The following is a 23,039-nucleotide window of genomic DNA, read 5'->3' on the forward strand; positions in this document are numbered from 1 at the left end:
CCATCGCCCCCCATGATTGAGGCGACTCCATTGAAAACGTAGTAGAGGGTTTCTACGTTCCAGTATGTCGAGATTTCAATGTCGATCATCGCGCCCCCTCAACGGATGCTTTTGCCGAATGCAAGCGATGCCCTAAGCGTCTGCGACATATTCGAGGTCATCGCACGCTCCATGTATGCCACTTCTTGCGCGATGTTGTAGGTGCTGACAGTTTGGGTGTATGCCTGCTGGAGAACCTCGCGCGACTTCTTTTCAAGATCGTTCATCCGGCCCTCCAGGGCCGAGGCCTCCTGAGAAGCGGCCGGGCCTGAAACCGAGCGATATTTCGCCAAGGCTTCGCGCAAATCCATAACCGCCCTCTGGATATAGACCTCTGCATATTTAGCCGCGATCAGCTCCTGATACCTGTTCATGGCGTTATCTGCCATGGTTGTATTGCCCAGGGAAGTCGTCACCGCGACGATCTTATAAATAGGGATGTCGGTCGCGTTCAGGAACTTCATGGTTCCCGCCGGGTCCGCGTCCGCCGCGCGGTCACGAAGGTTATTGATAACCGTGTTAATCTTCGCCCGAATCATCGCCTTGAAGCTCTTCTTGGTATGCGTCGGGTCGAACTGAGCATCGTAGGGATTTAGGCAATCCACCCGCTCGTCGCACTTGTAGATGACGAAGTCCATTGAGTCGGTTGGGTTTCCATAGGAATCAGCCGTATTGCCGCCGATGAAGTCCTCGATGCTGATCGTCTTCGCCGTCTTCGTGTCCGGCGTGGACACTGAGTCGGTTCGGAAGATCGTCGTTCCGACCATAGACATCAGCAGCTCTCGGTAGTCGTCGTCGATCCCATCGACCTTTTTCAAGGCTTTCCAGACGATGTTTCCCGAAGGCATCGCGTCCTTCACTTCGGGCTTGGACGAGGCCACCGAGTTGATCGTGTCATTGGCCCTGCCCTCGTTGTTCATCACGTTCGTCCAGGCGTCGGTGATGTCGGAGAACAGCCCTGTGTCAACGCCAAAGTTCTTGGCGCTGTTCTGCTTGTCTCGCGTCCATGTGTCTGGGATCGCTGCGTTCACGATGCCCTTAGCCGCCTCGCACGAGTCAACGTTCTGCCGGTTGATCGCCTGTGCCGTGGCCTGAAGCGCCTGCATCACGTTGTCGCATGTCGGGCAAAGGTTCTGGATCGCCAGCTTGAAGCCATAGCCCAGCGCGTTGGAGCCGATGTTTCGCAGCATGGCCACGAACTGCTCCTTGTTGATGAAGCTGAACCCACCCGCGAACAGGTCGATCCCGCCGCAGCCTGCGTTCCAGCTCGGCGGGGTGAACATGGCCAGGTTGTACGTTCGCTTGGGCGCCCGCATGAACATGCTGCCCCCGGTAAGCATGTTCATCGTCTGCCCCTGCACGACGGCGGGACTCGAAATGTTGCTCTGCGCATTCACGCCGTCGAACAGCTCTTGCATCGACATCGCCATCGTGTTGGTGGCGAACACGCACGCCACCGCCATTGCCGTCAGCTTGCGCGCCTTCACCTTGGTCATGAACATGGTGCGGTTCTCCTTAGAAGTTGTCGCCTGGCTTGGTGCCGGTCAGAACGAAGATGCGATTCACGATGTCTGTCATCGCCATCGCGCCGAAGCCGATGGCGGCCTTGTCGCCCGTCTGCTTTGAGCCAATGAACAGCGCCGGCACCCGCTCGATGCCCCAGGCCTGAGCCTGTGCGCGGCCGTCTCGGAAGTTGGGGAAGTCAGGTAGTCCGCCTCCGTCCACCGAGACGCCCAGCACCTCGATGCCGTACTTCTGCGAAAGTTGGCGCAACAGCGGCGCCATCGCGTGGCAGTAGGGGCAGTCGCTACGGAAGAAGAAGATGAGCCCGTGGTCCTTCGCCAGCGCGCGGAGCTGCTGGTCCTCGTTGAATTCACGTTGGCTGTCGAACGTCTTGATGGCCTGGTTGTTCACCGGCCGCTTCAACGAGTAGTCCAGCTCCGGCGTCTGCCACACCACGCGGCGCCAGTTGTCGGCGAAGACGGCACCCTTTTCCTGCGTCATCTGCCAGGCCTGGAGATAGTCCTTCAGGTTCTGGTCGGTCGGCTCCATCACTGCCAGGTCTTCGCGGCGCTTCAGCTCGGCCCGCATCTGCTCGGCCGTCTTGATGTCCCGCAGCTCGATCCGCTTCGGCTGCTCGGACTTCGACACCTGGCGCGGTGCCGGTGCCGGCGCCGCCTTCGGCGCCTGCGGCTCGTCGTCTGAGTCGCAGTACCAGTTGAACTTCGCTTCGTCGCAGCGCCACACAAAACGGTAGTCGAGTGCGCTGCCTTGCGCGTGGGCCAGGCCTGCAAGGCCAGGGCAAGGGAAAGGGAAAGGGAGAGGGAAAGGGCGATCTTCCTCATTGCTTCGTCTCCAGTCCAATCGGCGGCTTGCCATCTGTGCAGTAGTTCAGCTTCATGTTCATCTTCAGGTCTTGAGGCCCCTTGTCGGTGATGACCTCCTTCTTGGTGTAGACCACCTGAAGCCTCTTGCAGTCCCCACGGTTGAACTGACCGATGACTTCGGCGTGAGCCAGAAGCTGGCCGTCGCTCTTGAACTGGCGCTTGAACAGCTCGGCCGTTTCGCCCGTCATCACGCCATCGGCGCTGCCGTTGCGGATAGCCTGGACCAGCAGGTCGTGTTGGCGCAGGTAGACCGTCTGAGCGGCGCTTTCGCGCGTGAAACCCACGGCGATCAACGCCAGGGCCATTGCATGGTGTTTCTTCATCATCAGGGTCCGTAGTAGTCCTTGACCTTCTTGTTCACCGTGTCTGTGACCGTGCTCGTCGTCCCGCCTTGGTCGGGCAACGTGGGGGTGATCGTGGCGATGAACTCTGAGAAGTCGATGGTGGAGAAGTCGATGGACTGGATCTGCTCTTGGGTGAACCCACCGCATTGATCCATCGGCATGCCGAGCTGGGCCCGGCCTTGGCGGTTGATGATCTTGGCCAGCACGCTGGCGAAGCAGCAGTGGCGTTCCTTCTTCTCGACGCACACCCCCAGCACCTTGCTTGAGCAGTAGCTGTTGATGTAGACGCACAGGTTCTGGCCGCGCTTCATCTGCATCACTTGCTCTTCCTGTTCGCACTGGAGCCATTCGGTGACGATCGCCACTGCGACTGCGAAGGCGAAGCTGTATGGATCGAAGCCGACGTAGCTGAAGCCGCCCGTTGATGAGTATGAGAACTCGAAGCCGTATGCCCCGAAGTTCGTGCCAGCCTGAGCCGCCACACCCTCCGCCGCACCAGATGAAAGCCCGCCAGCGGCGGCGCTCGCACCCTCTTGCACGAGCGATGCGTCTTGCGCCGAAAACAGCGCGTCGTACATGTACTTCGACCCTGCCTTCAGCTCTTCTTTGCCTACAGCGTAGGCCGCCTTTGCCGTCACGCCAATCACGGCGTAATTCGTGAAGCCTTCGCCTCCCCCAGCAGCGGTGCAGCAGCTCTTGATGTCCGAGCCACCTAGCGTCTTCACCGAGCACTCTTCCATGTAGCCCTTGAAGATCTCGATGTTCGAGCTGTTGACGCCGTAGACGCCGGCTTCGCGGGAAGCCTCCATCATTGCGGCCGCCTGTCCGAAGTCCTTATCCGTTGGCCTGGTGGTGCTGAAGCAACCCGTGCCGTCTGCCTGGCACAGCGACGTGTCGCACACGTTCGTCTCGGTCACTGTGGCCGGCTTGTCCGGGCACTGGAAGGTCTGCGTGGACGACATGCACTTGGTTCCGGTGTCGTCGTAGGAGATGCACTGCGTGTTGACCTGGCCGCATCCGCGGTCGCGCAGCGGCTGGCAGGTGTCAATCGAGGCCGTGTCCGCACAAGTGAAGGCGGCCTGCCACTGCCAGCAGGTTTCGGTCAGCATGACCGAGTTCGCCGGCGGGTTCGTCGTACCTGCCAGGCACGCCGTCACGCCGCTGATACTCTTGCAGGGCGTCGCGTCGATGCAGTAGTCCTTCTTGTCCTGCACGCAGGTGTTGGGCTCGAAGGAGGGCACGGCCCAGGCCGTGCCCGCCACGAAGCCGAGGATCAGTAGAAGCGTCTTCTTCATGGTCGCCCTCAGTTCTTCAGCGCACCGCGTGCGGCAGCGCATTGGTCATCGAACTTGTTGGTGCAGCCAGGAGCGACGTTGTAGATTTGCCCGGACACCTTCACGTTGCCGCAGGCATCGCCCCATGCCCCCGTGCCCCAATACACCGTGATCTTGTTGGCCCCGGTTTGGAGCGGCATCGCGCTGCTCACGCTGCCCGCCCAAGTGCCGCCGCCTTCGTGCTTGTTCATCAGGAACTTCCCTTCGGAGTTGCAGAAGAACCCGGCCACGTTGTTCGGGGTGTAGCTGTTCAGCGGGTTGCAATAGCCGGTGTCGCTGTCGCAGTATTGGTACGCGAGCTGCGAGGTCGGGCTATAGCCGCTGGGGCAGTAGTCCAGCAGCTTCGTGTTCGCATAGAAGCTCTGGACGTTGGGCACCCACGCGGTCTTGGTGCAGTTGCCGTCCCCGTCGAGTTCGACGCACTGGTTCTTGCCCACGTCCTCGATCCACGAGTAGCCGACTTGGAAGTCCTTGCGCTCGGTCGGGAAGAAGCCGCCGCTGTACTGAGGGCCGGCGTTGGGGTAGCCGGCGAACACCGTGGTCCCGTTGACGCCCACGGCGGCCGCGTCGTCAAGGTTGCTCAGGTTGATGGTGATGTAGCTACCGAAGCCGATGGTGTCGAGGTTGAACGTGACTTCTCCGACGCCGTCCCCGCCGCAGTTCCGGTAGGGCACCTCCAAGTTGTAGTTGTAGAGCCCTGCCGTGCCTGTCCCTTCGAACGTGGCGTACACGAAAGCGCCGGTCTTCGTCTCGTTGTGCGTGCTGATCGCTGTCCCGACATAGCCGCATTCGGGGATCAGCGTCTTCTTGCACTCGAAGCTGTCCAGCACCGTGGACATTTCGCATGTCTCGGTCGTGTAGGTGCCCGGGATGGTCGTCTTCTCGATGTGGCACGCCGCCGTGCCCGAAGCCGGGATGGTTCCGGGGTTGGCGATGGTGCCCTTCGAGTTCACCATCAGCGGGTCCGTGTTCTTGTCGATCACGAACTTCGGGCGCTCGGCGGGCATCTGCTGGAGATAGTTCACCGCGTTGCACTCCTGCTGGTCGTAGGCGTTCGACGCCGTGTACGAGGCGCAGGTGGCGATCTTGTTCGTGCCCTGAGCCCCGATCAGGCTCTTGCCGCCGCCGTAGATGCTCGTCTCCGGTGGGGAGGTGTTGTACTTCGGGACATTGGTGGTGCCGCTGTTCGTGTTCACCGACCCTGCGGCAGCGCCCTTCCCCTTGTTGCTGTTGGAGAAGTCCTGACCGGCCTTGAAGGCGTCGGCCGGGGTGTTGATGGTCTGCGCCAGTGCGGTCGCAGCCACCGCGGCTGCCACCGATGCGGCGATCACGGCCTTCTTCATCGTGCAGTCCCCTTCAACGGCCGCCCATACCGAACAGCCATGTCACCGAATTCGCGCGAGCGCTGGGCGATGTCGTCCAGGGCGTAGTCCAGCCCCACGTCGCCCGCGACCATCACGTACTTGTCCGGCAGGGCGCAGCCCTCGTTGTCCACGATGTCAGCCGAATCAGGCTTGATCAGAACCACGGCCGGCACAGCGTTGATGCGGTACTTCGTGAAGGCGTTGGGGTTGATCTGCACGTTCCCGGAAGACTCTCCCAGCTCGTTGATGGCCAGGGCCGTCGATTTGATCGACCCGCCCTTGAAGCCACGCATGACCACGACACCCCCTGCCCTGTTCGCGTCCGCGATCAGCCGCTTCAAGGTTTCGCGGGGCATCGTGAAGCTGGCGAAGACCATCAGCCCGTCCACATGCTTGGCGTCTGCCTTCTGTTCGTAGCGCTTGGCGACGGCCTCCAAGTCCACGTTGCTGCGCGAAGGGGTCGGGATGTTGGGGAAGGTGTTGGGAGCGTTCTTCGTCGCCGGGTTCTCCGGGTCGAACATCGCCTTGCGCTCGCTCTCCACCTTCTTCAGCTCACGCTCTAAAGCGGCGCCGCTCGGCAGCGCCCCCTTCTTGGGCTGCGCTGCTGGGTTGCTCGGGTCGAAGAGCTGCTCGCGTTCCAGCTCGATCCGCGCCCTCTCCTGCTCCAGTTGGGATGCCGTCGGGGTTGCGGGTGCGGTCTGTCCCATGGCCGCCGCCGAGACGGCCACGGCGACTGCTGCTGCGATCATGCTCAGGTGCTTGTTCATGTCACAGCCCCACGCCCAGGCAGCAGTTGCGCTTGCGGAAAATCATGTAGGCGAAGTCCTCGCCCTTGTACGGGTAGCTCTTGCCCGCACCCCACACGGCCGTCGAGCGGCCGAACGGCTGGCAGCACTTGCCGTTCATCTTTTCCGTCTGCGGGATCGGATAGAGCATGTGGTACTTGTATTGGGTCTTGTCCATGACGGGCTGCGGGTAGATACCGCACAGCGCGTCGTCGCCAGAGGTGCCCCACATCAGGAACTCCCGATGCAGCTTCGCGGTCATGCGCTGGGCCACCAGCGAGCTGGCCTGGACCAGAGAAACGTGCGCCTGGACGTGGCCGTTGAAGGGGTAGATGGAGCCGTTGCAGCCTGCGCACCAGAAAAGCTCGTTGGACCCGAAGCCTGTGGTGGCCAGCACGCAGTCACCCGCGCAAGCGGCCTGGGCGATGGGGTTGCCGAACAGGAACGTCTCCGGGTTCAGCAGCATCGTCAGCTCGTCGTCGTTCCATGTCGGGTCGATTTCCGTCATGTAGGCCACGTCGAAGCTGCCCGTTTCAAGGCACGGGTCATCCAACACCACTTCGAGGTAGTACAGGATCGGATCGACGTACCAGTGGGCTTGCCAGTTCGATTGCCGCGTGTTGTCGGCCTGCAAGCGCACCTCGCCTTCGGGGGCACGGATGCCCGGGTCGATGGACACACCACCCAGGGAGACGAAGCAGTACGGCGAGCGCGTGATGTCAACGCGGCGCGCAGGCTCCCAAAACGAGGTCTTCACGCCGATCATCGGCGGGCTCGAACAGGTGCAGAGGAAGCCGCTGGAGTTGTCGGTGTCCTCTTGGTCCATTTCCAGCATGGTCCCGCCGCCCAGCTTCATGGGGAACATGCACGACCAACAGATGTCGGTGATGGGGTTGGCGAACTCCCCTTGGCACACGCCAGCCGAGCTTTCGCGCGCGAAAGTCATCGCCAGCAGCATCATGGCCATCGCCACCAAGCGCTTCATTGCAGCTCCTTTGCGGGCACTTCTTCCACCAGCAGCATTGCCCCTTGCTGGCTGATGACGCTGGGCACAGCTCGGATGCCGAACCGCTGGCTCAGCTTGCCCTGCTGGTCGTAGTAAACCTGGGTCTTCCAGGCTTTCGAGGTGTCGAACCACGAACCGGCCACGAGGATCGGCTTGACCTTGGTGCCGCCCTTCGCAACCATCTTTCGCACCGCCTCGGCTTGCGCCTTGTCGCGCCCGTCGAAGAACACCAGCCGCTTGCTCAGGCTGGTGACGAGAAGCGGATTGATCTTGGCCCCGGCCGGCACCACGATCTGACCGTCATCCGTGGTGACGGCGCGGCTGTAGGTCACTGTCGGGTCGATCAGGCGCTGCGAGCGCTCGTGAACCGTCGTCAGGCCCTCCACCGGCTTGGGGTTCTTCGCGCTGGCCACAGAACGCTTGATCGCCTCCTGCTGGATGCGCTTCAGCTCGCCGGTTCGCTCCTTCTCCTTCAGGCGTGCCAGGATCGTGTCCAGGGCGCTTTCTTCGCCGATGGGATACACAGGCCCGATCTGGCCGAGTTCTTCGGCCTGGGCGCTGATACAGGCCGCCGCGAGGGCCGCCGCCGCGACTGCCAGGAAGACCTTAGAAGAGTTCATAGGCCTTCCCGATGATTTCGCGTTGCTTGACGTTGCCCGTTACGGCATAGCGCGAGTCCAGGCTGTCCGGGCTCGGCGTCGCCAGGAAATACTCGTCTTCAGGAATGAGGCCTCCAGCGGCGGGCTCCAGCGGCTCTCCGCTCTTTGCGTTTGTCTTGGCCAGGCCGATGTACTGGCCGCCGACGTAGAACGCGCGCCCGTCGCGCTTTACCTCGTCGCCAGGCTCGCCGGCCACGTTCTTGATGAAGATGGAGCCAGGCGCGTAGTTGAAGCCCCCATGCCAGCGATAGGCCACCGTGTCACCCTTCTTGAAGGGCTCGCCCGGCTTGTAGACGTAGATATGTCCGTCCAGGCTGCCCGTCAGGTTCTCGGTGAAGCGGTAGCCGTATCCCGCGTAGGCGATGTATCCGGCCAGGGCGGTCGCTCCGACGACGGCCGTAGCGCCGATGAACAGCTTGCGCGGAGCGCGGAACACTGCGAAGACCAGCGGCGCTGCCGCCAGGCTGCAAATGACGATGGGTGTGACGAGTCCTTTCATCGGCTCACCTCTTCATCCGTTCGCGCACGAGGTCGGTGTAGTCGATGGCCGTCCCACCGAGCAACGCCGCCTTGTTCACGATCACGCACCTGCACTCGACGCCCAGGGAGTCGATGTTGGCCGACAGCTTCTTGGCGAACTCGATGGTCAGCTTCTCGATGGCCGCCCGTTGCTCTTCGCTCACCGAGCTGCCCTTGCTGAGCACGTCGATGGTGTGCTTCTGTTCTTCTTCGACCAGCTTTTGCAGGTCCACCGTCGCCACCTTCGGCGGCAGGTTCTTCCAGGCCATGTACCCCACCGGCGCGAGGGCCAGCATGGAGCAGAAGACCGCGACCGCGATGGTCGTGATGTTGTCCTTAAACATTGATCCCCCTGCGCTTGAGCATGATCTTCAGCGTGTCGAACGTGCTGTAGCCCTGGGCTTCCAGCGCCTCGCGTTCCTCGAAGTCCTCGGCCTTGCTCGAAGCCATCATCAGAGACAGCGGGTCGGGGATGTGTCGAACGACGTGCTTGCCGTTCGGGGAGGAAATCAGCATTTCGGAGTACTGCCCGCCCTGCGTGGTCAGCGACTTCAGCATCCGCTCGACCGCGGGCGTGAAGTTCACCTTCGCCTCGTCAATGAGCTTCTGGAGGTTGTCTGGGTCTTGGCGGAGCAGGATCTTCCAGTCCGCGTTGTTGTAGGCTGCCTTGGAAGCATCGTTCTTGTAGGCGTCGTCCACGCCCTGCGTGCCCACGCAGAACATGCCGTTGTACTTACGCGCGCGCCGATAGCCCTCTTCGATGAACTCGGCCGTTTCCTTGTCTGCACCGAGAAGCTGCCAGGCCTCGTCCACCAAGCACAGCTTCTTGCGGTCGCGGCTCAGGTACATGTCGTGCGCGATCCGCGAGGTCAGCACGAACAGCACCACGCGGCGCAGGTCGGGCGCGGCCTTCAGCTCTTCCAGCTCCAGGCCGATCATGTCGCCATCGAGGTTGATGTTCGCCGGGCCGTTGAAGTAGGTACCGTAGATACCTTCCTTGGTGAAAGGCTGGAGCTGCTTGGCCAGTTCCCACGCGATCCGCTCGGGCTGGTCGTTCTGGTCCTTGACCATCTTCAGCAGGTAGTCGCGGATGCGCGTCGGGTTCGTCTCCGTCCCGTAGTCGTTCCAGACCGCCGTGATGGCCTCGCCGATCAGCGCGTAGTGCAGTTCGGTCAGCGGCGCGTTGGGTGACGCCATGCGGCCGATCATCGGCTTGAGCATCCGCAGCTCGTTCTCGAACGAGGTTTCCGGGTCAGCACCCACCCATGAGAACGGGTTGATGCAGATCGGGTTCGTCGTCGTGAACTCGATGAACGTGCCCTTCTGGAGCCCGATCAGGTTCTTGTAGCTGCGGCCCACGTCGATGACCCACACCCGCGCTCCGATGCCACGGTATGAGCTGACGATTTCGTTCATCGTGACGGACTTGCCCGAGCCGGACACGCCCGCTACGAAGATGTTGTAGTTGCCCTGCTTGTTCGAGTAGAAGTCAACGAAGGTCGGTTCGCCTCGGCGGCCGAAGAACATCATCACCGGGTCACCGGCGCCGGACCATTCCGCGATCACGGGCGCCATGTCCACCGCGTTGACGGTGGTCTTGGTCGTGATGATGCGGAAGCGCTTCATGTCTTCGCACATGTCGGCCGTCAGCGTCATCGGCAGGCTGGCGTAGAGCATCGGCAGGTGGATGCCATCGAGCGGCACCATCGTGAAGCGCTCCGACTTCCAGACGTTCATTGCCACGCCGGACACGCGCTGGATCGTCTTCTTCGGGGAATACACCAGCAGGGTGTGGTACAGCGAGGTCAGCGAGCCGCCGTTGTTCTGCTGGTGCAGCACCACGTTCCAGTCGTCAGCCTCAAGCGCCAGTTCCGGCTGGTACTCGGCCATCTTGGATTTCGCGTTCTGTTTGGCGCGAGCTGCCTTCATCGCGATCTTCGCGTCCAGCTCGGCCGGGTCCAGGGTGTAGACCCCGCCGCAGATGACGAATGGGCACGGGTACTGGAGGCCGTCATCGAAGAAGCTGCCGATGATGTTGGCCATTTCCCACAGCTCTTTCTTCTGCGGGTAGTACCGCACGCCGAAGGCGCGCATGGCCACGCGGTCGTCTTCATCGCCTTCCTTCTCGGGCGGCTTGCCGAACAGGATTTCGTCGTGCTTGACGCGAACGTGTTGGCCGAAGGGCGTCACCTGGTCCTTGATCGACTTGCCGTCGTCGTAGCTCACCTCGGGGGCGACTTCCGGGCTGAAGAACAGTTCAGGGTCCAGCATCGGACGGATGAACCGGATCAGCGATGTGGGGTCGCCGTGGAACGCCGGCAGGTTCGAGGTGCGCAGTTGCGAGCGCAGGGCCTCGCGCAGCTCCCACAGTTCTTGCACCAGGCGCTTGTCCTCGTGCGAACCCGTCTTCGTCACCGAGAACATCAGCTTGGCGGCCTTCACCATGTAGTTGGTGTTGGCGAACAGCGGCCGGCCCTTGGAGCGGCGCACGTAGTCGGTCCGCTGCTTGGCCAGCTCCACGAAGAACGGCGACGTGCGGCCGTTGTCCACCGCGACATGGCGCATGTCCATGTAGGCCTGGAGCTTGTCATCGAAGATCGAGCTGCCCATCAAGGTCCACTGCACACCGTAGCCCGGGGGGATCGGCGTGAAGAGCTGGGTCAGCTTGGTGGTCATCTGCTCGTCGGCGCCCGTCTGCGGGATCACCTCGAAGCAGAAACTCACGGACGTGTCGTTGTAGAACAGCCCCGTCTCGGGGTCGTACTGGTCGTACTTGAGCATGTTGTGCAGCCCATGCACGGTCTTGGCGACATCGTGGATGTCGGCGCCAGGCGCTCCGTCAGCGATCTTCTGAGAAGCGCTGACGGGCGCCGGCACCTTGCCTGTGTCCTCCGTCTTGTCGAGCACGTAGCGTTCGGCCAGGCTGCGCACCGCGCCCCAGGTCTTGTCGAACAGAGTCATTTCCATCTTGTTGTCCTCGTCGGGGCGCGTTACTGCCTGGTTGATCCGGTCTGGCGTGCTTGGCTGGCCGCCGAAGCTGCCGCTCGCGCGTGGTAGCGCATGAGCCTGTCGAAGCGGACTTGGATGTGGGCTCGAAGCAGCGCCAGGTCCTTCTGCCGTTCTTCTCTCATGTCGCCGTCTGCTGTGTGCAGGTGGTCCAGGCCTAGCACATAGCGTTGCGATCCCGAGGGTTGCCGCTTCGTTGCGCTCTCGGATGGCCCTGTGGATTGCTTTCACCAGGCCTTCGGTGCTGGGGGTCGGGAGCGGTGTTGTCCTGCTCGACATCCGCCCTCCCCCTTACTCGTTCTCGCCGGCCTGTGCGGGCGAGCCGGGCATGCCGGGGCGGAGAAGCCCGTTCAGCATTTCCTGCGCGCTCTGAGGCGTCGGCTTCGGCGCTGCTTCCTCGTCCGAGGTTGGCGCAGTCACCTTGATCTTTCCCTTCGTGCCCGCTGCTGCCGGGGCGGCCTGCACGGCCGGCGCACGCACCGGGCGGTAGGCGTCTTGGATGCGGCGGCGGTTGTGCTCGATCAGCCACTTTCCCGTGTCCACCGGCAGGTAGACGTAGCTCTGGTCGTGCAGGTCGCCGTCCGTGTCTTCCCACGGGGCGAACCACACCCGCAGCACCAGCGGAGCGCTGCGGATCGGTGTGCCGCTGTAGATCGGCTTGGTGAGGACGCCGGTGCCCGTCTCGGCCGGTTTCGCGCGCGAAACCTCTTCGGTTCCGTTGCCGTGCTTGACGCGCTGGCCCGGCAGGTTGTTGGCTTGGGCGTTGGCGTAGATGCCAGTCATCGACTCGCACAGAACGCCGTCCGGCGCCTTGCACGAGAAGCTGTCCTTGGCGTCCAGCCCGGACATGCTCCCGCACCCAGCCAGCGTGATCGCGGCGGCGGCGACGGGGATGAGGGTCAGTGCCTTCATTGGGTGTTGCCTCCGTAGTTGGTGGAATAGGTCGCCGCGCTGCTCACGCAGCACTCGCAGCGCGACTTCGTGGCGCAACCGCTGGCCAGCACGGCCACGGCAAGCGCGCACAGCAGGCCAGCGCGCTTCATTGCTTCACCGCCGTGGGTGCTGCCGCTGCTTGCTTCGTGGCGTTCAGCCACTGGTCCAGCTTCTCGGCGGGCACGGCGCCCGGCAGCAGCCGGCCGTCCATGGCGATGAGCGTCGGGGTGCCCGTCACGCCCAGGCGCGAGCCCAGCACCAGGTTGTCGTTTACCGGGTTGTTGCAGGCCACCAGCTTCGGTGCGTTTCCCGTCAGCACGGTTTGCGTCCATGCCGCTTGGCGATCCTTCGCGCACCACACGGCGATGGACTTGGTTTTCGCTTCGGGGTGAAGCTGCTCCAGCGGGTACAGGAAGGTGTAGATGGTCACGTTGTCCATGCGTGCCAGCTCGCCTTCGAGCTTCCGGCAATACGGGCAGTCCGGGTCGCTGAAGATCGCCACCACGCGGCTGCCGTCGCCCTTGACCGTCTTGATGGCGTTGCCAAGGAACTGCGATGGGAATTCGGCCTTGCGGGCGTCCAGGCGGCGCTGGGCCGTGATGTCCACCTGCTCCTTCATGTCGAACAGGTGCCCGAAGATGAAGTACCTGCCGCTGTCGTCGGTGTAGGCCACGTTGTCGCCCATCACCACCTCGTACAGCCCCGTCACCTTCGACTTGCGCACTTCGGTGAAGCGCGTGTTCGGGTACATGCCGCGGAACTTCTCCGCGATCTGAGGCACCGCCTCGTCTTGGGCTGCTGCCGGCTGGGTCTGAGCCGTTGCCGCCATCGCCATCGCGGCCAGGGCCGCCGCCGTCAGTGCGCGCTTAATCATCGTCGTTGCTCCTTTGGGTTGATCCAGCGCGGCGCAGGAGGCCACGGTAGGTGTCGCGGTTGGTGCGGGTGCCCTTGTAGACGGCACCCTTGGTGATGAGGATTTCCACCACGCGGCCGCCGTCCGTCTCGATCACGGGAAACAGCTTGTCCGCTGCCTTCAGGTAGTAGTTCGCCAGCGTGTTGGCTGCCGAGCCGACGCCGCCACCGATGGCTGCTTGTCCGACCTGGCTCGGGTCGATGGTTTGCGTGACGCCGCCAGCGCCCGCCGTCGTCGTGGTGGCCGAGGCCTGGAAGGCCTTGCCGATGCCCGACAGGGCGCCAGCGAACAGCGCATTGGCCAGAAGCTGCCCCTGCTTGGTCACGAGGCGGCCGCGCAGCCCTGCCTTGCCGTCTTCGCCGATGACCGTGCCCTTGACGGGCATTTCGACCGTCTCGCCGTTGATGATGCAGGTTAGCGTCTCGGTGTGGCAGAAGGTGAGTTGGCTGCTCAGGTCGCCCCATGCGGCCGCGATGAAGCGGCAATCACGGATGTCCAGGCGGTACTTGTTGGCCAGGTTGGCAACGTCCAGCACTTCGAAGGCCATCGGCAGCGGGTTGCTCTGGGTCTGGCCGCCAGTAGGGGGGTTCAAGCTGTTGAGCATCGCCACCCGCACGAAGGAGCCACCAGGGATGAACTGGATGCCGGCGCCCTTCTCGTCTTCGGGGTGTGTCACCTGGGCCATCGTCATGGCGCGCTCGTTCACCGTGAAGCCGAGAACCTGCGGATCGCCGACCTCGCCGTTCTTGCCAGGCTGGCCCGGGTGTGCCGACTGCCGGGCCCCGAACTGGATCATTTCGACCGCTCCGCGCTGCTGCGGCTGCGGCGCCTGGCCGTTGATTGGCTGGTTCAGCCGCCCGACCGGGGGTTGTGCGCCGGGCCGACCATTCACCGGGCTGCCGTCAGGCGAGTTCAGCACCCGCTGAGCGCCACCCTGTACCGGCAGAGGCTTGTCTAACACCTCCGCTGCGCGGGCTGCACTGACTGGCGTGGGCGCGCTTGCCGCTGCCCCTGCTGCCTTGGCCAGCCGCAGGTCTTCCAAGTCCTTGGCGAGCTTCTTGTTCTGCTCGTCCTGGGCCTTCAGCTTCTGCTGGAGTTCGCCGATGGTGGTTTGCGTCTCCTTGGCGCGCGCCGACTCGGTTGCGCGCCAGGCGTCCTTGTCGTCCACCGTCCCGGGAGGGGTCAGGCTGACCGTGACCGGCTTCGTCTTCTGCTGGGGCGGCGCAGGGTCGAACAGGAACATGCCTGCGCCCAGCAGCCCGAGGATGCCGACTGCCGCGCCGCCCAGGATGATGGTCTGGCGCTTCTTGGTCTGTGCGTTGGGATCACTCATTGTCTTTGCGCTCCCGAACGATGTAGATGTACGTGCTGTCGCCAGGCGCGAGGGTCTGGTTCCGAACGGACACCACTCGCACGCCACGGCGGAACAGCTCCTGCTCGACCAGCAGCATGTCGGTGCTAGACACGTTGGTCAGGCGGTACTTCTCGCCCACGAAGTCGGCCTGCATGAACTTGGCTTCGAGAATCAGGCGGCCCTCTTTCCACAGGGGCACTTCCTTGTTCACGTCCACCTTGTCCACGGTGCCGTCTTGCAGCTCGTCGTCTGCCATGACCAGCACCAAGTCCTTCAGCTTTCGCTCGTAGGAAGTGGCACGGCCATCGGCCACCGAAGCCTTCTTGGCCGCTGCCGTCTTGTCGGCGGGCGGGCGCAGGATGACTTCCTCGGCCGCGATGGCGCGAGGCACCAAGATCAGCTTGTAGGTGGTGTTCTGCTCGTCCGTGACGAACAGAGTCACCGTCCCGTTGACCGGCGCCTCCGGGTTGAGCGAGAAGTACAGGACGCCTTGCGCCTCGTCCTTCTTGCCCACGATCTGGCCGGCTTGGCCAGGCACGACATTGGCGATGCGTCGGCCTTCGACCGCGAGCCGGTTGGACTCGCGCGCCGAGATATTGACCTGAACGTGCTGCTTGTCGGCGTTTTCGATCAGTTGTGTGGCGTCAGCCTGGTTGCTGACCAGCAGGCCGAGCAGGATCAGGCTTGACCACTTCTTGAACTTTGAGAACATAGAGTCGTCCCGAGCTGGTGATGTTGAAATCGACGATGTATTCCTTGTCGCGTTCGCTGGTGAACACGTCCGCGATGAAGGTCTTGAGGCGGCCTTTGACCTTCACGCGCTTGTCCCGCTCGGAGATTTCCTCGCGCTGCGGAACCCACACGGTGGTCACTCGCTCTTTCTTCATCCGAAGGGCCGCTGCCTCCAGATCCGCTCGCAACTTCGGGTAGCCGTCCGGGTCAGTCATCTTCAAAATGACTTGGTTGTTGTGGTCCACCGTGTCGGGCGTGACGGTCAGGACGGCGTTCAGAACGTAGTTGGCTTGGTCGGCCAGGTAGTCCCTGCTGCCGAAGTTCGAGCCGATTTCGTAGGGCCGCTTGACCTCGGGGGGCACGATGGCGACGGTCTGGTTCATCACCGTCCATCCCCATCCGGCCGTAAGGCCCATGCCCAGCGCGATCAATCCATAGATGACGTTTCGTTGGAACGTCACCATGCCCTTCAAGGTGTCGCGCTCGTTTTTGGCGTTATTCGGGTTCATCGCGCTCCTAACCGTTGAGTTCTCTAAGGTGGGATGCGGGCAGCTCCTTGGGCGGAGGCGTGCCCGTCGTCCAGTAGACGAGGTGCGCGGCAAGTCCCGGATGCTTCCCCTTCTTCAACTTGCCGTAGCCGAAGGCCAGGCCGACGCCCGCCAGCAGGCCGAGCATGGGGTGTCCGGCACCGAGGCCGATGAGGACACCGACGATGCCGATTGCGGCGACATCCAAGTCCCAGAAGAGGAACTTGCCCGCAGCGTCGAGACGCCGGGGGATGAAGTGGGAAAGGTCCGGTTGCGACATGCCGCGCCCTTCCTGGCTTAGATGGTGGCCGTGAAGGAGGCGTTGACGATCGTCACGATGATGCCGACGCCGATCGACAGCACCACGGCGCCGAAGAACCAGCTCCAGTCCTTCTTCACCGCAGCGACCACGGAACCCACAGCCAGCGCCACGAAGGCGGCCAGCTTGCCCAGCGAGCCAGTCACCCAGCCCTCGAACTTGGTCGAGACGGCCGTGAACTCGTCAGTCGTGGCCGCGCCGGCGTGCGTGGCCAGGAACATCAGGCCCAGCACCAGGACGCTGAACATGATGGCCTTGAACCACACGGCCTTCTCGGAACCCACGCCGCCCATGGCGGAAACTTGCATTGCGCTCATCTTTCACTCCTATCAATCAACGTTGTTGAACCCCCCTTCTTCCCCTCGTCAGGCGAACTCCTGACGAGGGCTCCGCGCGGGGAACGCGAAGGCTGTAGGGGCCTCACTTCTTGGCGTCAGGCCCGCAATCCATCCGAGGCACGCGCTTCTTCTTGGGCGCGGCCTTCTTCGTGTGCTTCTTGGGGGGCATCACTTTCGCGGGCGAAAGTTCGGCCGGTGGCTGCACCGACTGCGGCTGCGGCGTCACCACAGGCACAGGCGGGGGCGGTGGGAGCGCGACGGGCTTGGCACTCGTCAGCGTCTTGACGGTGCGCTCGGGGCAGTCCTGCCCATCGCAGAAGATCAGCTTCGCGTCTCGGGGCATGCCGAACTGCGCCACGTCCATGACGCGGTTGATCGGTGCCGGTTCGCCGAGGCTTTGCGCCTGGGCCAGATTGCATGCGGCCAGCAAGGCCCCCGCGATCAGTGTGAGGTTGGCGTTGCTTGCCATGTCATTCCTTGTCCGTTGTGGCGACCACGGCTGATGCCGTGTTGACTTGCGTGATCTGCGCCTTCGCCTGGGCCTCTGCCTGTTGGCGTCGATAGCCCTCGTAGAAGCGCTTCACGTCTTCCACGTAGCCCACCTGTGCGGCGGTGTTCTTCGAGGCTGGGCCGGCGTAGTAGCAGCCGACCGACTTCCATGTGGCCCCGAACTGGCTGATGCAGTTGGCCAGCACCCACGCGCCGACTTGTTGGCTGACGCAGGCATCGAACAGGTCTTCGCGCCTGATGCCGTACTTCGCCAGCGTGGGCAGGTGGATCGAGTTGATCTGCATGACGCCCAGCGCCCGATTCCCGTCCGGCAGCTTCGGTCCAACAGCGTGGGGCCACCCGCGCGACTCCTTCCACCCGATGGCCATGAGCAACGCTGGATCAATGCCATAGCGCTGCCCAGCCTCTTCCCAGCACGTCGCGTGGCTCACCACGGGTGCAATGATCAGAGCCAGAACATGCAATGTGCGCTTCATTCGTCTCCCCACGTCATGCGCGAACTATACACGCCATGCTGTCAGAGTGACAGCACTTTTGAGATTGAAAAACCCGCCGATCAAGGGGTTAGAGACTGGTTGGTCAATCTGCAACACGCCTGTGCTTTTCTTTATGCGGCGTGCTCCCTCTTTCGGCCGGTGCCACTGCCGTGGCACAGTGGCGAGGGTTTCGCTTACTGTGTCGCCACGGCAGCAGACACTAGCAGCATTCTAAGCCTGTGCGGTTTTACAGATTGCACCACAGATGCAGGTATAAGCCCCACCCGAATGCACAGAAGTTGCCATATACATGCAACACAAAAGAAGCGCAACCCCCAATTGAGGGTGTGGCAAGATGACGGGGTCGGTTCCGGGGCGTGGTTGTCAAACGATCCCCGGAGTGCTTGCGGCTCGTGAAATAATCTTCTGTTGGGCGCAGGCATAAGAAGTATGAATCTGCGCCCCCGCTGAATCGACAATTGCTAGGAAGTAGCAACTAGCAATGCAGCCCTGTCGCTGCGAGAGGCCCGAATTGACCACAGAAACCAAACCGGCGATCAAGGTGTTGCTCGCCGACGATCACCCCATAGTGATGTCTGGTTGCCAGGCATCGCTGTCCAGCCTCGGCATTACCACCATCGGCCAGGCGAAGACCCCCGCCGACGCTGTGCGCCTATACGCCGAGCTGAAGCCCGATGTCATCGTGCTGGATCTGAAGTTCGGCCTGGCTCAGACCGGCTTCGATGCCGCCAAGGACATCCTGAAGTCGGACCCTTCCGCGAAGATCGTGTTCTGGAGCCAGGGCGATCAGGACAACGTCATCAAGGAGGCGTACCGCATCGGTGCTCACGCCTATGTCATGAAGGTTGCCGACCCTGCCGACCTGGCCGCCGCGATCACTAACGCCCACGACGGGCACATGTACTTCCATCCCGCCATCGCCGAGCGCCTGGCGAGTCTTTCAGTTCGAGGCGACAAGTCGCCGCAAGTCGTGCTCGATGAGCGCGAGCTTGAAGTGTTCAAGCTGATGGCACAGGGCATGACGAATATGGAAATTGCGACCCAGCTCCACCTGGCGCCGCGCACCATCAGCACGATCAGCCAGACCATCAAGGACAAGCTCGGCGTCCACCGTCCCGCCGACATCACGTTGATGGCCGTTCGGCACGCCATCATCGAGGCGTGAGCCTGCCCCCGGGCAAGCCAGCTTCGATCAGGCACCGCTGGCCCCTTGGCATTTTCGGCACCCTCGCCTACTTCACCGATCACGTTCTCTATCGCTTTGACCACCCTGTCGATTGGCCTCAGGCCATGGTCGATGAGGTTTGGTACATCCCAAAAGAAGAAAGTCCTGCCCATGCAGCGGACAGTCAGCCAGGTGAGACCCCTTCAGTTACTTATGGGATTCGCCGATGACCACGCTGGTGAGCAAGAGCATCCGCGTCATCAACTACCGCGCCAACGCCAACGCCGTTCTCGGCGGGCTTTGGGCGGCTGTGATCGCCACTGCTGCTACGCTCAGTTTCTTTGGCCTGAAGTCGTTCAACGAGGCCAAGGCCGATCTTCGGGACCAAGCCAGGACCTACGCCCACCTCATCGCGGCCCATGATCGCTACGGCCTGACCTTGGCCGACGCCCTGGTCCTGGGCGTGATGGATCAGCTCACCTGGGCCGACTTCAACGAGCCGATGTCCCCCGAGCGGCATGCTCAGGTTGTCGAAGTCCTCAAACGCCACAGCGCGCGCCTGCCCGGCATCGCGTCGTTCACGATCATCGGCGCCGATGGCATCCGGCGAGCTGGCGTCGTCAACAAGGACGGCACCGACTTGTCCACGCGCGGCTACTTCCAGGCCATCAAGGGCGGCAAGGACTCGTTCATATCCAACGCCGAAGAGGGCCTAGCCAGCGGCAAGAACGGCATCCACGTCGCCAGGCGCTTCGCCGGCAAGGACAACTCCTTTGGGGGCGTGGTGGTCCTGAACCTGGCCGTTCAGGACGTGTTCTATCCGTTCTACCTGAGCCTCAATCTCGGCCCGAACACCCGCACCACGATTCAGGACGCCCAGCGCGCCTTGCTGGTGTTCCCGGCCAGCCCCGACCCCTCGGTGGTGGCCAACACAAGCCCGACCGTCGTCAAGATGATCGCCTCCGGCGCCGCCCACGGCTTCAGCGCTTACACCGACCCGGTGGACCACATCGAGCGCGTCACCGCCTTCGAGCGCCTGGAAGGCAGCAACGTGGTGGCCACCGTCTCGCTGCCGGTTGCCGAGGCGCTGGCCAGCGCGCGATTCGCCCTCTGGACAGCCTTTTTCGGCAGCCTCGCGTCGTTCCTCACTGGCGTCGGTGCGACCGTCATCATCGCCCGCACCAGGCTGATCGCTGATGCCCGCGACCAGGCGCTGAAGGCGGACGGCGAGAAGCGCAAGTTCATCCAGAACGTGAACGCAGCCATCGAGGAAGAGCGGCGAAGCATCGCGGTCGAGATCCACGACGAACTGAACGCCACGGTCATCGGCGCCCGCCTGGAGTCTCAGAATATCCTCGCCCTGGCCGGGAAGATGCCGGCGACTGACGAGGTGCAGAAGGTCAAGAAGGGTGCGCAGTCCATCGTCGGCTTGACGCTGAACCTGTACGAGCGCGGCCGCGCCATCGTCACCCGCCTGCGCCCCGAGGTGTTGGACACTCTCGGCCTGGTCGGCGCCGTCGATGAGATGGTCCGCAACTACGATCAACTCAACCCGGATTGCCGGTTCTCGTTCCAGACCTTCGGCGATTTGAACAACCTTGACGGCGCCCTCTCCATCGCGGCTTACCGGATCGTGCAGGAAGCCCTGTCCAACGTCGTTAAGCACTCGCAGGCCACCCAGGCCGCGGTCGTGGTGTCCGTCCCGTCTGACGGCGAGCGCCTGCGGCTCTCGATCAGGGACAACGGCAAGGGCTTCGATGCTTCTGCCGCCTCGCGCGGCATCGGCGCCATCGGCATGACCGAAAGGGTGTTCGCCTTCAGCGGCACCATCGAGTTCCGCACGGCCCCGGGCAAGGGCACTGAGGTAGACGTTGATCTGCCGCTCAAGAGGACCGAGGCGGCCTGAACGCCTGGCGGCGCCGGCTTAGATGCCGCGCTGCCGAAGGTCTTTCTGGATCAGCCCGCACACGAAGGCGTTGGCCGATGTCTCGGCGCTCTCGCAGTACGTGTTCAGCCGCTCGTGCAGCTCGGGGTCCATGCGGATCGACACGATGATCTTGGGCTCCGAGCGCGGCGCCGGCCGCTTCAGCGCCTTGGCGGCGGGGTCGGAGCGGGACAGTGCTGAGTCGATCAGGGCGTTGACGTAGGTGTTCGCGGCCGTGGACACGCTGTCGCAGTAGGCGATCAGCCGCTCGTTCAGCTCGGTCGTCATGCGCAGCGTGATCGCCTTGCGCTCCCCGAAGATCGCTCTGCGGTTGCGCGTACTGCCACCTCCCTTTGCCTGCCCAGCGGCATCGTTCGGTTTTTTCATGCGCGTTCTTGTTGGTTTGTGGGAGCCGATGTTGGGCTCAGGAACGCACAGGGCGGCCGAAGCCGCCCTGGTTCGCCACTTTCGCCCGCGAAAGTTGACATTCTAGGCCGCTTACCGCGCCAAGTCAGCCTTTTTGACCTCTTGCGTTGCCCCTGCTTGAGCCCGTTCAATCGTCTCCACAGCACTGGTCTTGTCCTGTTTCCCGGTCACGGCCAGCTTGGCCACGTCCTTGTCGTTGGTGTAGATCGCCAGCTCGTGGCTGGCCCGAGTCGTACCGACGTAGAAACTTCGATCACCGAACACCTTGGCCATGTTCTGAAGCTCTCGGGCCTGCTTGTGCTCGTTCTCCGTCTCTGGAGCCCGAATATGGAACATCGCGCGGTGTTGTGTCGAGCCCTGGGACGCATGCACCGTCGAGGCGTAGGCGTGGTCCCAATGCTTGTTCTTGTCCAAGTCGATGTCGTGCCTGGTCGTTTCCTTGCCTTGGCGCAGCTCCACCGTCGCCAGGTTGCCGTCGATCTTCATGATCCTGGCCACCTCGCCGTTCTTGAACTCGCCTTCGTTGCGGGTCATGCGGATCAGGTCGCCGGGTGCCAGCGGCCGCTGCTGTGACTCGTACACCTCCACGTTGTTGAGCTTCTTGGGCTCCCACGCGATCTGCCGGCCGTCTTCCTTCTGGAGCATCACCACCCCGCGAGTCCCGTCCACGCCCACGACGCGGGTGTATTCGCCCTTGCTGGCCTCGATGGCCTTGTAGTCGCGGCCGAACCGCACCACGTCGCCTTCCTTGTAGTACTGCGCCTCCTTGATGACCGCGCGAGTCCAGCCCTTGCCCTCCAGCACCTCGCGCTGCTGCTCGTCCTTCGAGAGTGCCCCGCGCTCTTGCAGGCCACGGCGTACCCCCTGGTTGATTTCCTGGCGGTCCTTGTTGTAGGCGGTGATGACGATGGTCTGCTCGCGCTCGGCCGCGCTCATCGTCACGATGTCCTTCACCAGCTCGGCGATGACATGCCCGCCCTTCACCTCCTTGACCATCCCCGCCTTGTCCATCGCCTCGAAGGCCCGGCCGTTGTTGTTCAGTTGCACGTTGGTCAGCCTGGCGCCCTCGGGCAGCGCGTCGCGGCCGGTCATCGCGTCCACCACGGCCTTCAGCTCTGGCGTCTTCTGGCGGCTGATTTCCGTCATGTAGGCCGTCTGTAGCCCGTGCTGCTGGGCAAGCTCAAAGGGCTTGCCCGCTTCGACCCCCTGGAGCTGGAGCGTGTCGCCGAGGTAGACCACCTTGGCGCCGGCCTTGTTGGCCATGTGGTCGAGCTGCGCCTTCTGCCGCTGGGACAGGAACGAGCTTTCGTCCACGATCCATAGTTCCTTCTTCCGGGTGAAGTCCGGGGCGTAGTCCTTGGCGAACTCGATGTCTTTCTGAAGCTGCCGCTCCTTGATCTGGAACATCGAGACTGTCTCGGTAGCGATCCCCGTTTCCTTGGCCAGCACCTTGCTGGCCGCGCCGGTTGGTGCCATGCCGCGCACCGTGTAGCCACCCTCTTCCGCCAGCTCGCGCAGCCCCTTGAGCATGGTCGTCTTGCCGGTGCCGGCGAGGCCCTGGACGGCCACAAAGCGGTCTGCTGAAGTCAAGGTGGCGGTGATGGCCTCCTTCTGACCTTCCGTGTACTTGAAGCCCTGCCGCTGCTCGATGCCCTCCAGCCGCTCGCGCACCGTGTTCGGCCCGAGGACGATGCCGCCCTGGCCGCGCGTCTCCTTGATCTGGTCGATGGCCCACTGCTCGGACCCGAGCATCTTCTTGGTCGTGAAATTGCCGTCCGGCAGCTCCACCAGGTGCCCGGCCTTGGTCAGCGCCTCGAAGGCCTTTTCCACTTCCTTGGGCGATACCCGCCCGGCGCCGTGCTCGATGGCGGTCCTCATGAGGTCGTTCTTGCTCACCACGGCCTCGCGCTCGATCAGGTGCGCCGCCGCGAATTCCATGGCCTCACGCCCTGTCAGCT

25 protein-coding genes are annotated in these 23,039 nt (G+C 63.1%); 2 read left to right on the plus strand and 23 right to left on the minus strand.

All coding sequences use genetic code 11. The features are described from left to right. Window positions 1–98 precede the first annotated feature (98 nt). The 21 genes from I73_RS01125 to I73_RS01230 all read right to left on the minus strand — a co-directional run bounded on the left by I73_RS01125 (window position 99) and on the right by I73_RS01230 (window position 17,545). Window positions 99–1,541, minus strand: coding sequence for a conjugal transfer protein TraH (locus tag I73_RS01125; RefSeq protein WP_022978937.1), 1,443 nt, complete (start codon window positions 1,539–1,541; stop codon window positions 99–101). A gap of 13 nt (window positions 1,542–1,554) precedes the next feature. Beyond that, a complete protein-coding gene (locus I73_RS01130; RefSeq protein ID WP_234409377.1) occupies window positions 1,555–2,286 on the minus strand; it encodes a conjugal transfer protein TraF in 732 nt (243 codons plus the stop codon). 94 nt (window positions 2,287–2,380) lie between these two features. Next, entirely contained in the window at window positions 2,381–2,752 is a 372-nt protein-coding gene (locus tag I73_RS01135) for a hypothetical protein (RefSeq protein ID WP_022978939.1), read from the minus strand. Continuing rightward, window positions 2,752–4,065 carry a conjugal transfer protein TraN gene (gene traN / locus I73_RS01140; protein WP_022978940.1) on the minus strand — a complete coding sequence of 438 codons (1,314 nt, stop codon included), beginning with the start codon at window positions 4,063–4,065 and terminating at the stop codon, window positions 2,752–2,754. The genes I73_RS01135 and traN overlap by 1 nt, the downstream gene beginning before the upstream one ends. Window positions 4,066–4,073: 8 nt before the next feature. Continuing rightward, window positions 4,074–5,447 carry a hypothetical protein gene (locus tag I73_RS30600; RefSeq protein ID WP_022978941.1) on the minus strand — a complete coding sequence of 458 codons (1,374 nt, stop codon included), beginning with the start codon at window positions 5,445–5,447 and terminating at the stop codon, window positions 4,074–4,076. Next, window positions 5,444–6,235, minus strand: a complete 792-nt coding sequence (gene trbC, locus I73_RS01150; RefSeq protein WP_022978942.1) for a type-F conjugative transfer system pilin assembly protein TrbC — start codon at window positions 6,233–6,235, stop codon at window positions 5,444–5,446. Before trbC ends, I73_RS30600 begins: the two co-directional genes overlap by 4 nt. 1 nt (window position 6,236) lies before the next feature. Next, window positions 6,237–7,238 carry a conjugal transfer pilus assembly protein TraU gene (gene traU / locus I73_RS01155; RefSeq protein ID WP_022978943.1) on the minus strand — a complete coding sequence of 334 codons (1,002 nt, stop codon included), beginning with the start codon at window positions 7,236–7,238 and terminating at the stop codon, window positions 6,237–6,239. Continuing rightward, the gene (gene traW, locus I73_RS01160) at window positions 7,235–7,879 is read right to left on the minus strand and encodes a type-F conjugative transfer system protein TraW (RefSeq protein ID WP_022978944.1); all 645 of its coding nucleotides are present in this window, start codon (window positions 7,877–7,879) and stop codon (window positions 7,235–7,237) included. The genes traU and traW overlap by 4 nt, the downstream gene beginning before the upstream one ends. Further along, on the minus strand, window positions 7,866–8,417 hold the full coding sequence (locus I73_RS01165) for a S26 family signal peptidase (protein WP_051048893.1): 552 nt from the start codon (window positions 8,415–8,417) through the stop codon (window positions 7,866–7,868). The genes traW and I73_RS01165 overlap by 14 nt, the downstream gene beginning before the upstream one ends. A 4-nt stretch (window positions 8,418–8,421) precedes the next feature. Continuing rightward, window positions 8,422–8,733, minus strand: coding sequence for a hypothetical protein (locus I73_RS25250; protein ID WP_159105820.1), 312 nt, complete (start codon window positions 8,731–8,733; stop codon window positions 8,422–8,424). Between the two features lie 40 nt (window positions 8,734–8,773). Beyond that, window positions 8,774–11,404: a type IV secretion system protein TraC gene (traC, locus tag I73_RS01175; protein ID WP_022978946.1), complete on the minus strand. Its 2,631-nt coding sequence runs from the start codon at window positions 11,402–11,404 to the stop codon at window positions 8,774–8,776. A 330-nt stretch (window positions 11,405–11,734) separates the two neighbouring features. Beyond that, window positions 11,735–12,355, minus strand: a complete 621-nt coding sequence (traV, locus tag I73_RS01185; protein WP_022978947.1) for a type IV conjugative transfer system lipoprotein TraV — start codon at window positions 12,353–12,355, stop codon at window positions 11,735–11,737. Then, the gene (locus tag I73_RS34355; RefSeq protein ID WP_022978948.1) at window positions 12,352–12,486 is read right to left on the minus strand and encodes a hypothetical protein; all 135 of its coding nucleotides are present in this window, start codon (window positions 12,484–12,486) and stop codon (window positions 12,352–12,354) included. The genes traV and I73_RS34355 overlap by 4 nt, the downstream gene beginning before the upstream one ends. Then, entirely contained in the window at window positions 12,483–13,295 is an 813-nt protein-coding gene (locus I73_RS01195) for a DsbC family protein (protein WP_234409378.1), read from the minus strand. The genes I73_RS34355 and I73_RS01195 overlap by 4 nt, the downstream gene beginning before the upstream one ends. After that, window positions 13,243–14,622: a TrbI/VirB10 family protein gene (locus I73_RS01200; RefSeq protein ID WP_022978950.1), complete on the minus strand. Its 1,380-nt coding sequence runs from the start codon at window positions 14,620–14,622 to the stop codon at window positions 13,243–13,245. The genes I73_RS01195 and I73_RS01200 overlap by 53 nt, the downstream gene beginning before the upstream one ends. Beyond that, entirely contained in the window at window positions 14,615–15,355 is a 741-nt protein-coding gene (locus I73_RS01205) for a type-F conjugative transfer system secretin TraK (protein ID WP_022978951.1), read from the minus strand. Before I73_RS01205 ends, I73_RS01200 begins: the two co-directional genes overlap by 8 nt. Further along, window positions 15,288–15,884, minus strand: coding sequence for a type IV conjugative transfer system protein TraE (locus I73_RS01210; RefSeq protein ID WP_022978952.1), 597 nt, complete (start codon window positions 15,882–15,884; stop codon window positions 15,288–15,290). The genes I73_RS01205 and I73_RS01210 overlap by 68 nt, the downstream gene beginning before the upstream one ends. Before the next feature lie 7 nt (window positions 15,885–15,891). Continuing rightward, the gene (gene traL, locus I73_RS01215) at window positions 15,892–16,182 is read right to left on the minus strand and encodes a type IV conjugative transfer system protein TraL (protein WP_022978953.1); all 291 of its coding nucleotides are present in this window, start codon (window positions 16,180–16,182) and stop codon (window positions 15,892–15,894) included. Window positions 16,183–16,199: 17 nt separating this feature from the next. After that, the gene (locus tag I73_RS01220) at window positions 16,200–16,538 is read right to left on the minus strand and encodes a hypothetical protein (RefSeq protein WP_026096163.1); all 339 of its coding nucleotides are present in this window, start codon (window positions 16,536–16,538) and stop codon (window positions 16,200–16,202) included. A gap of 103 nt (window positions 16,539–16,641) precedes the next feature. After that, window positions 16,642–17,028 carry a hypothetical protein gene (locus I73_RS01225; RefSeq protein ID WP_022978955.1) on the minus strand — a complete coding sequence of 129 codons (387 nt, stop codon included), beginning with the start codon at window positions 17,026–17,028 and terminating at the stop codon, window positions 16,642–16,644. A 1-nt stretch (window position 17,029) separates the two neighbouring features. After that, window positions 17,030–17,545, minus strand: coding sequence for a lytic transglycosylase domain-containing protein (locus tag I73_RS01230; RefSeq protein WP_022978956.1), 516 nt, complete (start codon window positions 17,543–17,545; stop codon window positions 17,030–17,032). 532 nt (window positions 17,546–18,077) lie between these two features. On the opposite strand from I73_RS01230, the gene I73_RS01235 reads away from it, so the two are divergent. Together I73_RS01235 and I73_RS30605 are read left to right on the plus strand one after the other, a co-directional pair. Beyond that, on the plus strand, window positions 18,078–18,731 hold the full coding sequence (locus I73_RS01235) for a response regulator transcription factor (protein ID WP_026096164.1): 654 nt from the start codon (window positions 18,078–18,080) through the stop codon (window positions 18,729–18,731). Between the two features lie 226 nt (window positions 18,732–18,957). After that, the gene (locus tag I73_RS30605; protein ID WP_022978958.1) at window positions 18,958–20,637 is read left to right on the plus strand and encodes an ATP-binding protein; all 1,680 of its coding nucleotides are present in this window, start codon (window positions 18,958–18,960) and stop codon (window positions 20,635–20,637) included. An 18-nt stretch (window positions 20,638–20,655) separates the two neighbouring features. Here I73_RS30605 and I73_RS25260 read toward each other — a convergent pair whose 3' ends face one another. Both I73_RS25260 and I73_RS25265 read right to left on the minus strand, forming a co-directional pair. After that, the gene (locus I73_RS25260; protein ID WP_022978959.1) at window positions 20,656–21,042 is read right to left on the minus strand and encodes a hypothetical protein; all 387 of its coding nucleotides are present in this window, start codon (window positions 21,040–21,042) and stop codon (window positions 20,656–20,658) included. Window positions 21,043–21,153: 111 nt separating this feature from the next. After that, a partial coding sequence (locus I73_RS25265; RefSeq protein WP_040499383.1) for an ATP-dependent RecD-like DNA helicase occupies window positions 21,154–23,039 on the minus strand: 1,886 nt, incomplete at its 5' end.

It is taken from the genome of Ideonella sp. B508-1 (assembly GCF_000333615.1).
Classification (GTDB): domain Bacteria; phylum Pseudomonadota; class Gammaproteobacteria; order Burkholderiales; family Burkholderiaceae_C; genus Ideonella.

What these genes read in the sequence shown, in the direction of transcription:
- I73_RS01125 (WP_022978937.1), bottom strand. Translation starts at nt 1,541, where the DNA reads ATGTTCATGACCAAGGTGAAGGCGCGCAAGCTGACGGCAATGGCGGTG.
- I73_RS01135 (WP_022978939.1), bottom strand. Translation starts at nt 2,752, where the DNA reads ATGATGAAGAAACACCATGCAATGGCCCTGGCGTTGATCGCCGTGGGT.
- traN (WP_022978940.1), bottom strand. Translation starts at nt 4,065, where the DNA reads ATGAAGAAGACGCTTCTACTGATCCTCGGCTTCGTGGCGGGCACGGCC.
- I73_RS30600 (WP_022978941.1), bottom strand. Translation starts at nt 5,447, where the DNA reads ATGAAGAAGGCCGTGATCGCCGCATCGGTGGCAGCCGCGGTGGCTGCG.
- trbC (WP_022978942.1), bottom strand. Translation starts at nt 6,235, where the DNA reads ATGAACAAGCACCTGAGCATGATCGCAGCAGCAGTCGCCGTGGCCGTC.
- traU (WP_022978943.1), bottom strand. Translation starts at nt 7,238, where the DNA reads ATGAAGCGCTTGGTGGCGATGGCCATGATGCTGCTGGCGATGACTTTC.
- traW (WP_022978944.1), bottom strand. Translation starts at nt 7,879, where the DNA reads ATGAACTCTTCTAAGGTCTTCCTGGCAGTCGCGGCGGCGGCCCTCGCG.
- I73_RS01165 (WP_051048893.1), bottom strand. Translation starts at nt 8,417, where the DNA reads ATGAAAGGACTCGTCACACCCATCGTCATTTGCAGCCTGGCGGCAGCG.
- I73_RS25250 (WP_159105820.1), bottom strand. Translation starts at nt 8,733, where the DNA reads ATGCTGGCCCTCGCGCCGGTGGGGTACATGGCCTGGAAGAACCTGCCG.
- traC (WP_022978946.1), bottom strand. Translation starts at nt 11,404, where the DNA reads ATGGAAATGACTCTGTTCGACAAGACCTGGGGCGCGGTGCGCAGCCTG.
- traV (WP_022978947.1), bottom strand. Translation starts at nt 12,355, where the DNA reads ATGAAGGCACTGACCCTCATCCCCGTCGCCGCCGCCGCGATCACGCTG.
- I73_RS34355 (WP_022978948.1), bottom strand. Translation starts at nt 12,486, where the DNA reads ATGAAGCGCGCTGGCCTGCTGTGCGCGCTTGCCGTGGCCGTGCTGGCC.
- I73_RS01200 (WP_022978950.1), bottom strand. Translation starts at nt 14,622, where the DNA reads ATGAGTGATCCCAACGCACAGACCAAGAAGCGCCAGACCATCATCCTG.
- I73_RS01205 (WP_022978951.1), bottom strand. Translation starts at nt 15,355, where the DNA reads ATGTTCTCAAAGTTCAAGAAGTGGTCAAGCCTGATCCTGCTCGGCCTG.
- I73_RS01210 (WP_022978952.1), bottom strand. Translation starts at nt 15,884, where the DNA reads ATGAACCCGAATAACGCCAAAAACGAGCGCGACACCTTGAAGGGCATG.
- traL (WP_022978953.1), bottom strand. Translation starts at nt 16,182, where the DNA reads ATGTCGCAACCGGACCTTTCCCACTTCATCCCCCGGCGTCTCGACGCT.
- I73_RS01220 (WP_026096163.1), bottom strand. Translation starts at nt 16,538, where the DNA reads ATGAGCGCAATGCAAGTTTCCGCCATGGGCGGCGTGGGTTCCGAGAAG.
- I73_RS01225 (WP_022978955.1), bottom strand. Translation starts at nt 17,028, where the DNA reads ATGGCAAGCAACGCCAACCTCACACTGATCGCGGGGGCCTTGCTGGCC.
- I73_RS01230 (WP_022978956.1), bottom strand. Translation starts at nt 17,545, where the DNA reads ATGAAGCGCACATTGCATGTTCTGGCTCTGATCATTGCACCCGTGGTG.
- I73_RS30605 (WP_022978958.1), top strand. Translation starts at nt 18,958, where the DNA reads ATGACCACGCTGGTGAGCAAGAGCATCCGCGTCATCAACTACCGCGCC.
- I73_RS25260 (WP_022978959.1), bottom strand. Translation starts at nt 21,042, where the DNA reads ATGAAAAAACCGAACGATGCCGCTGGGCAGGCAAAGGGAGGTGGCAGT.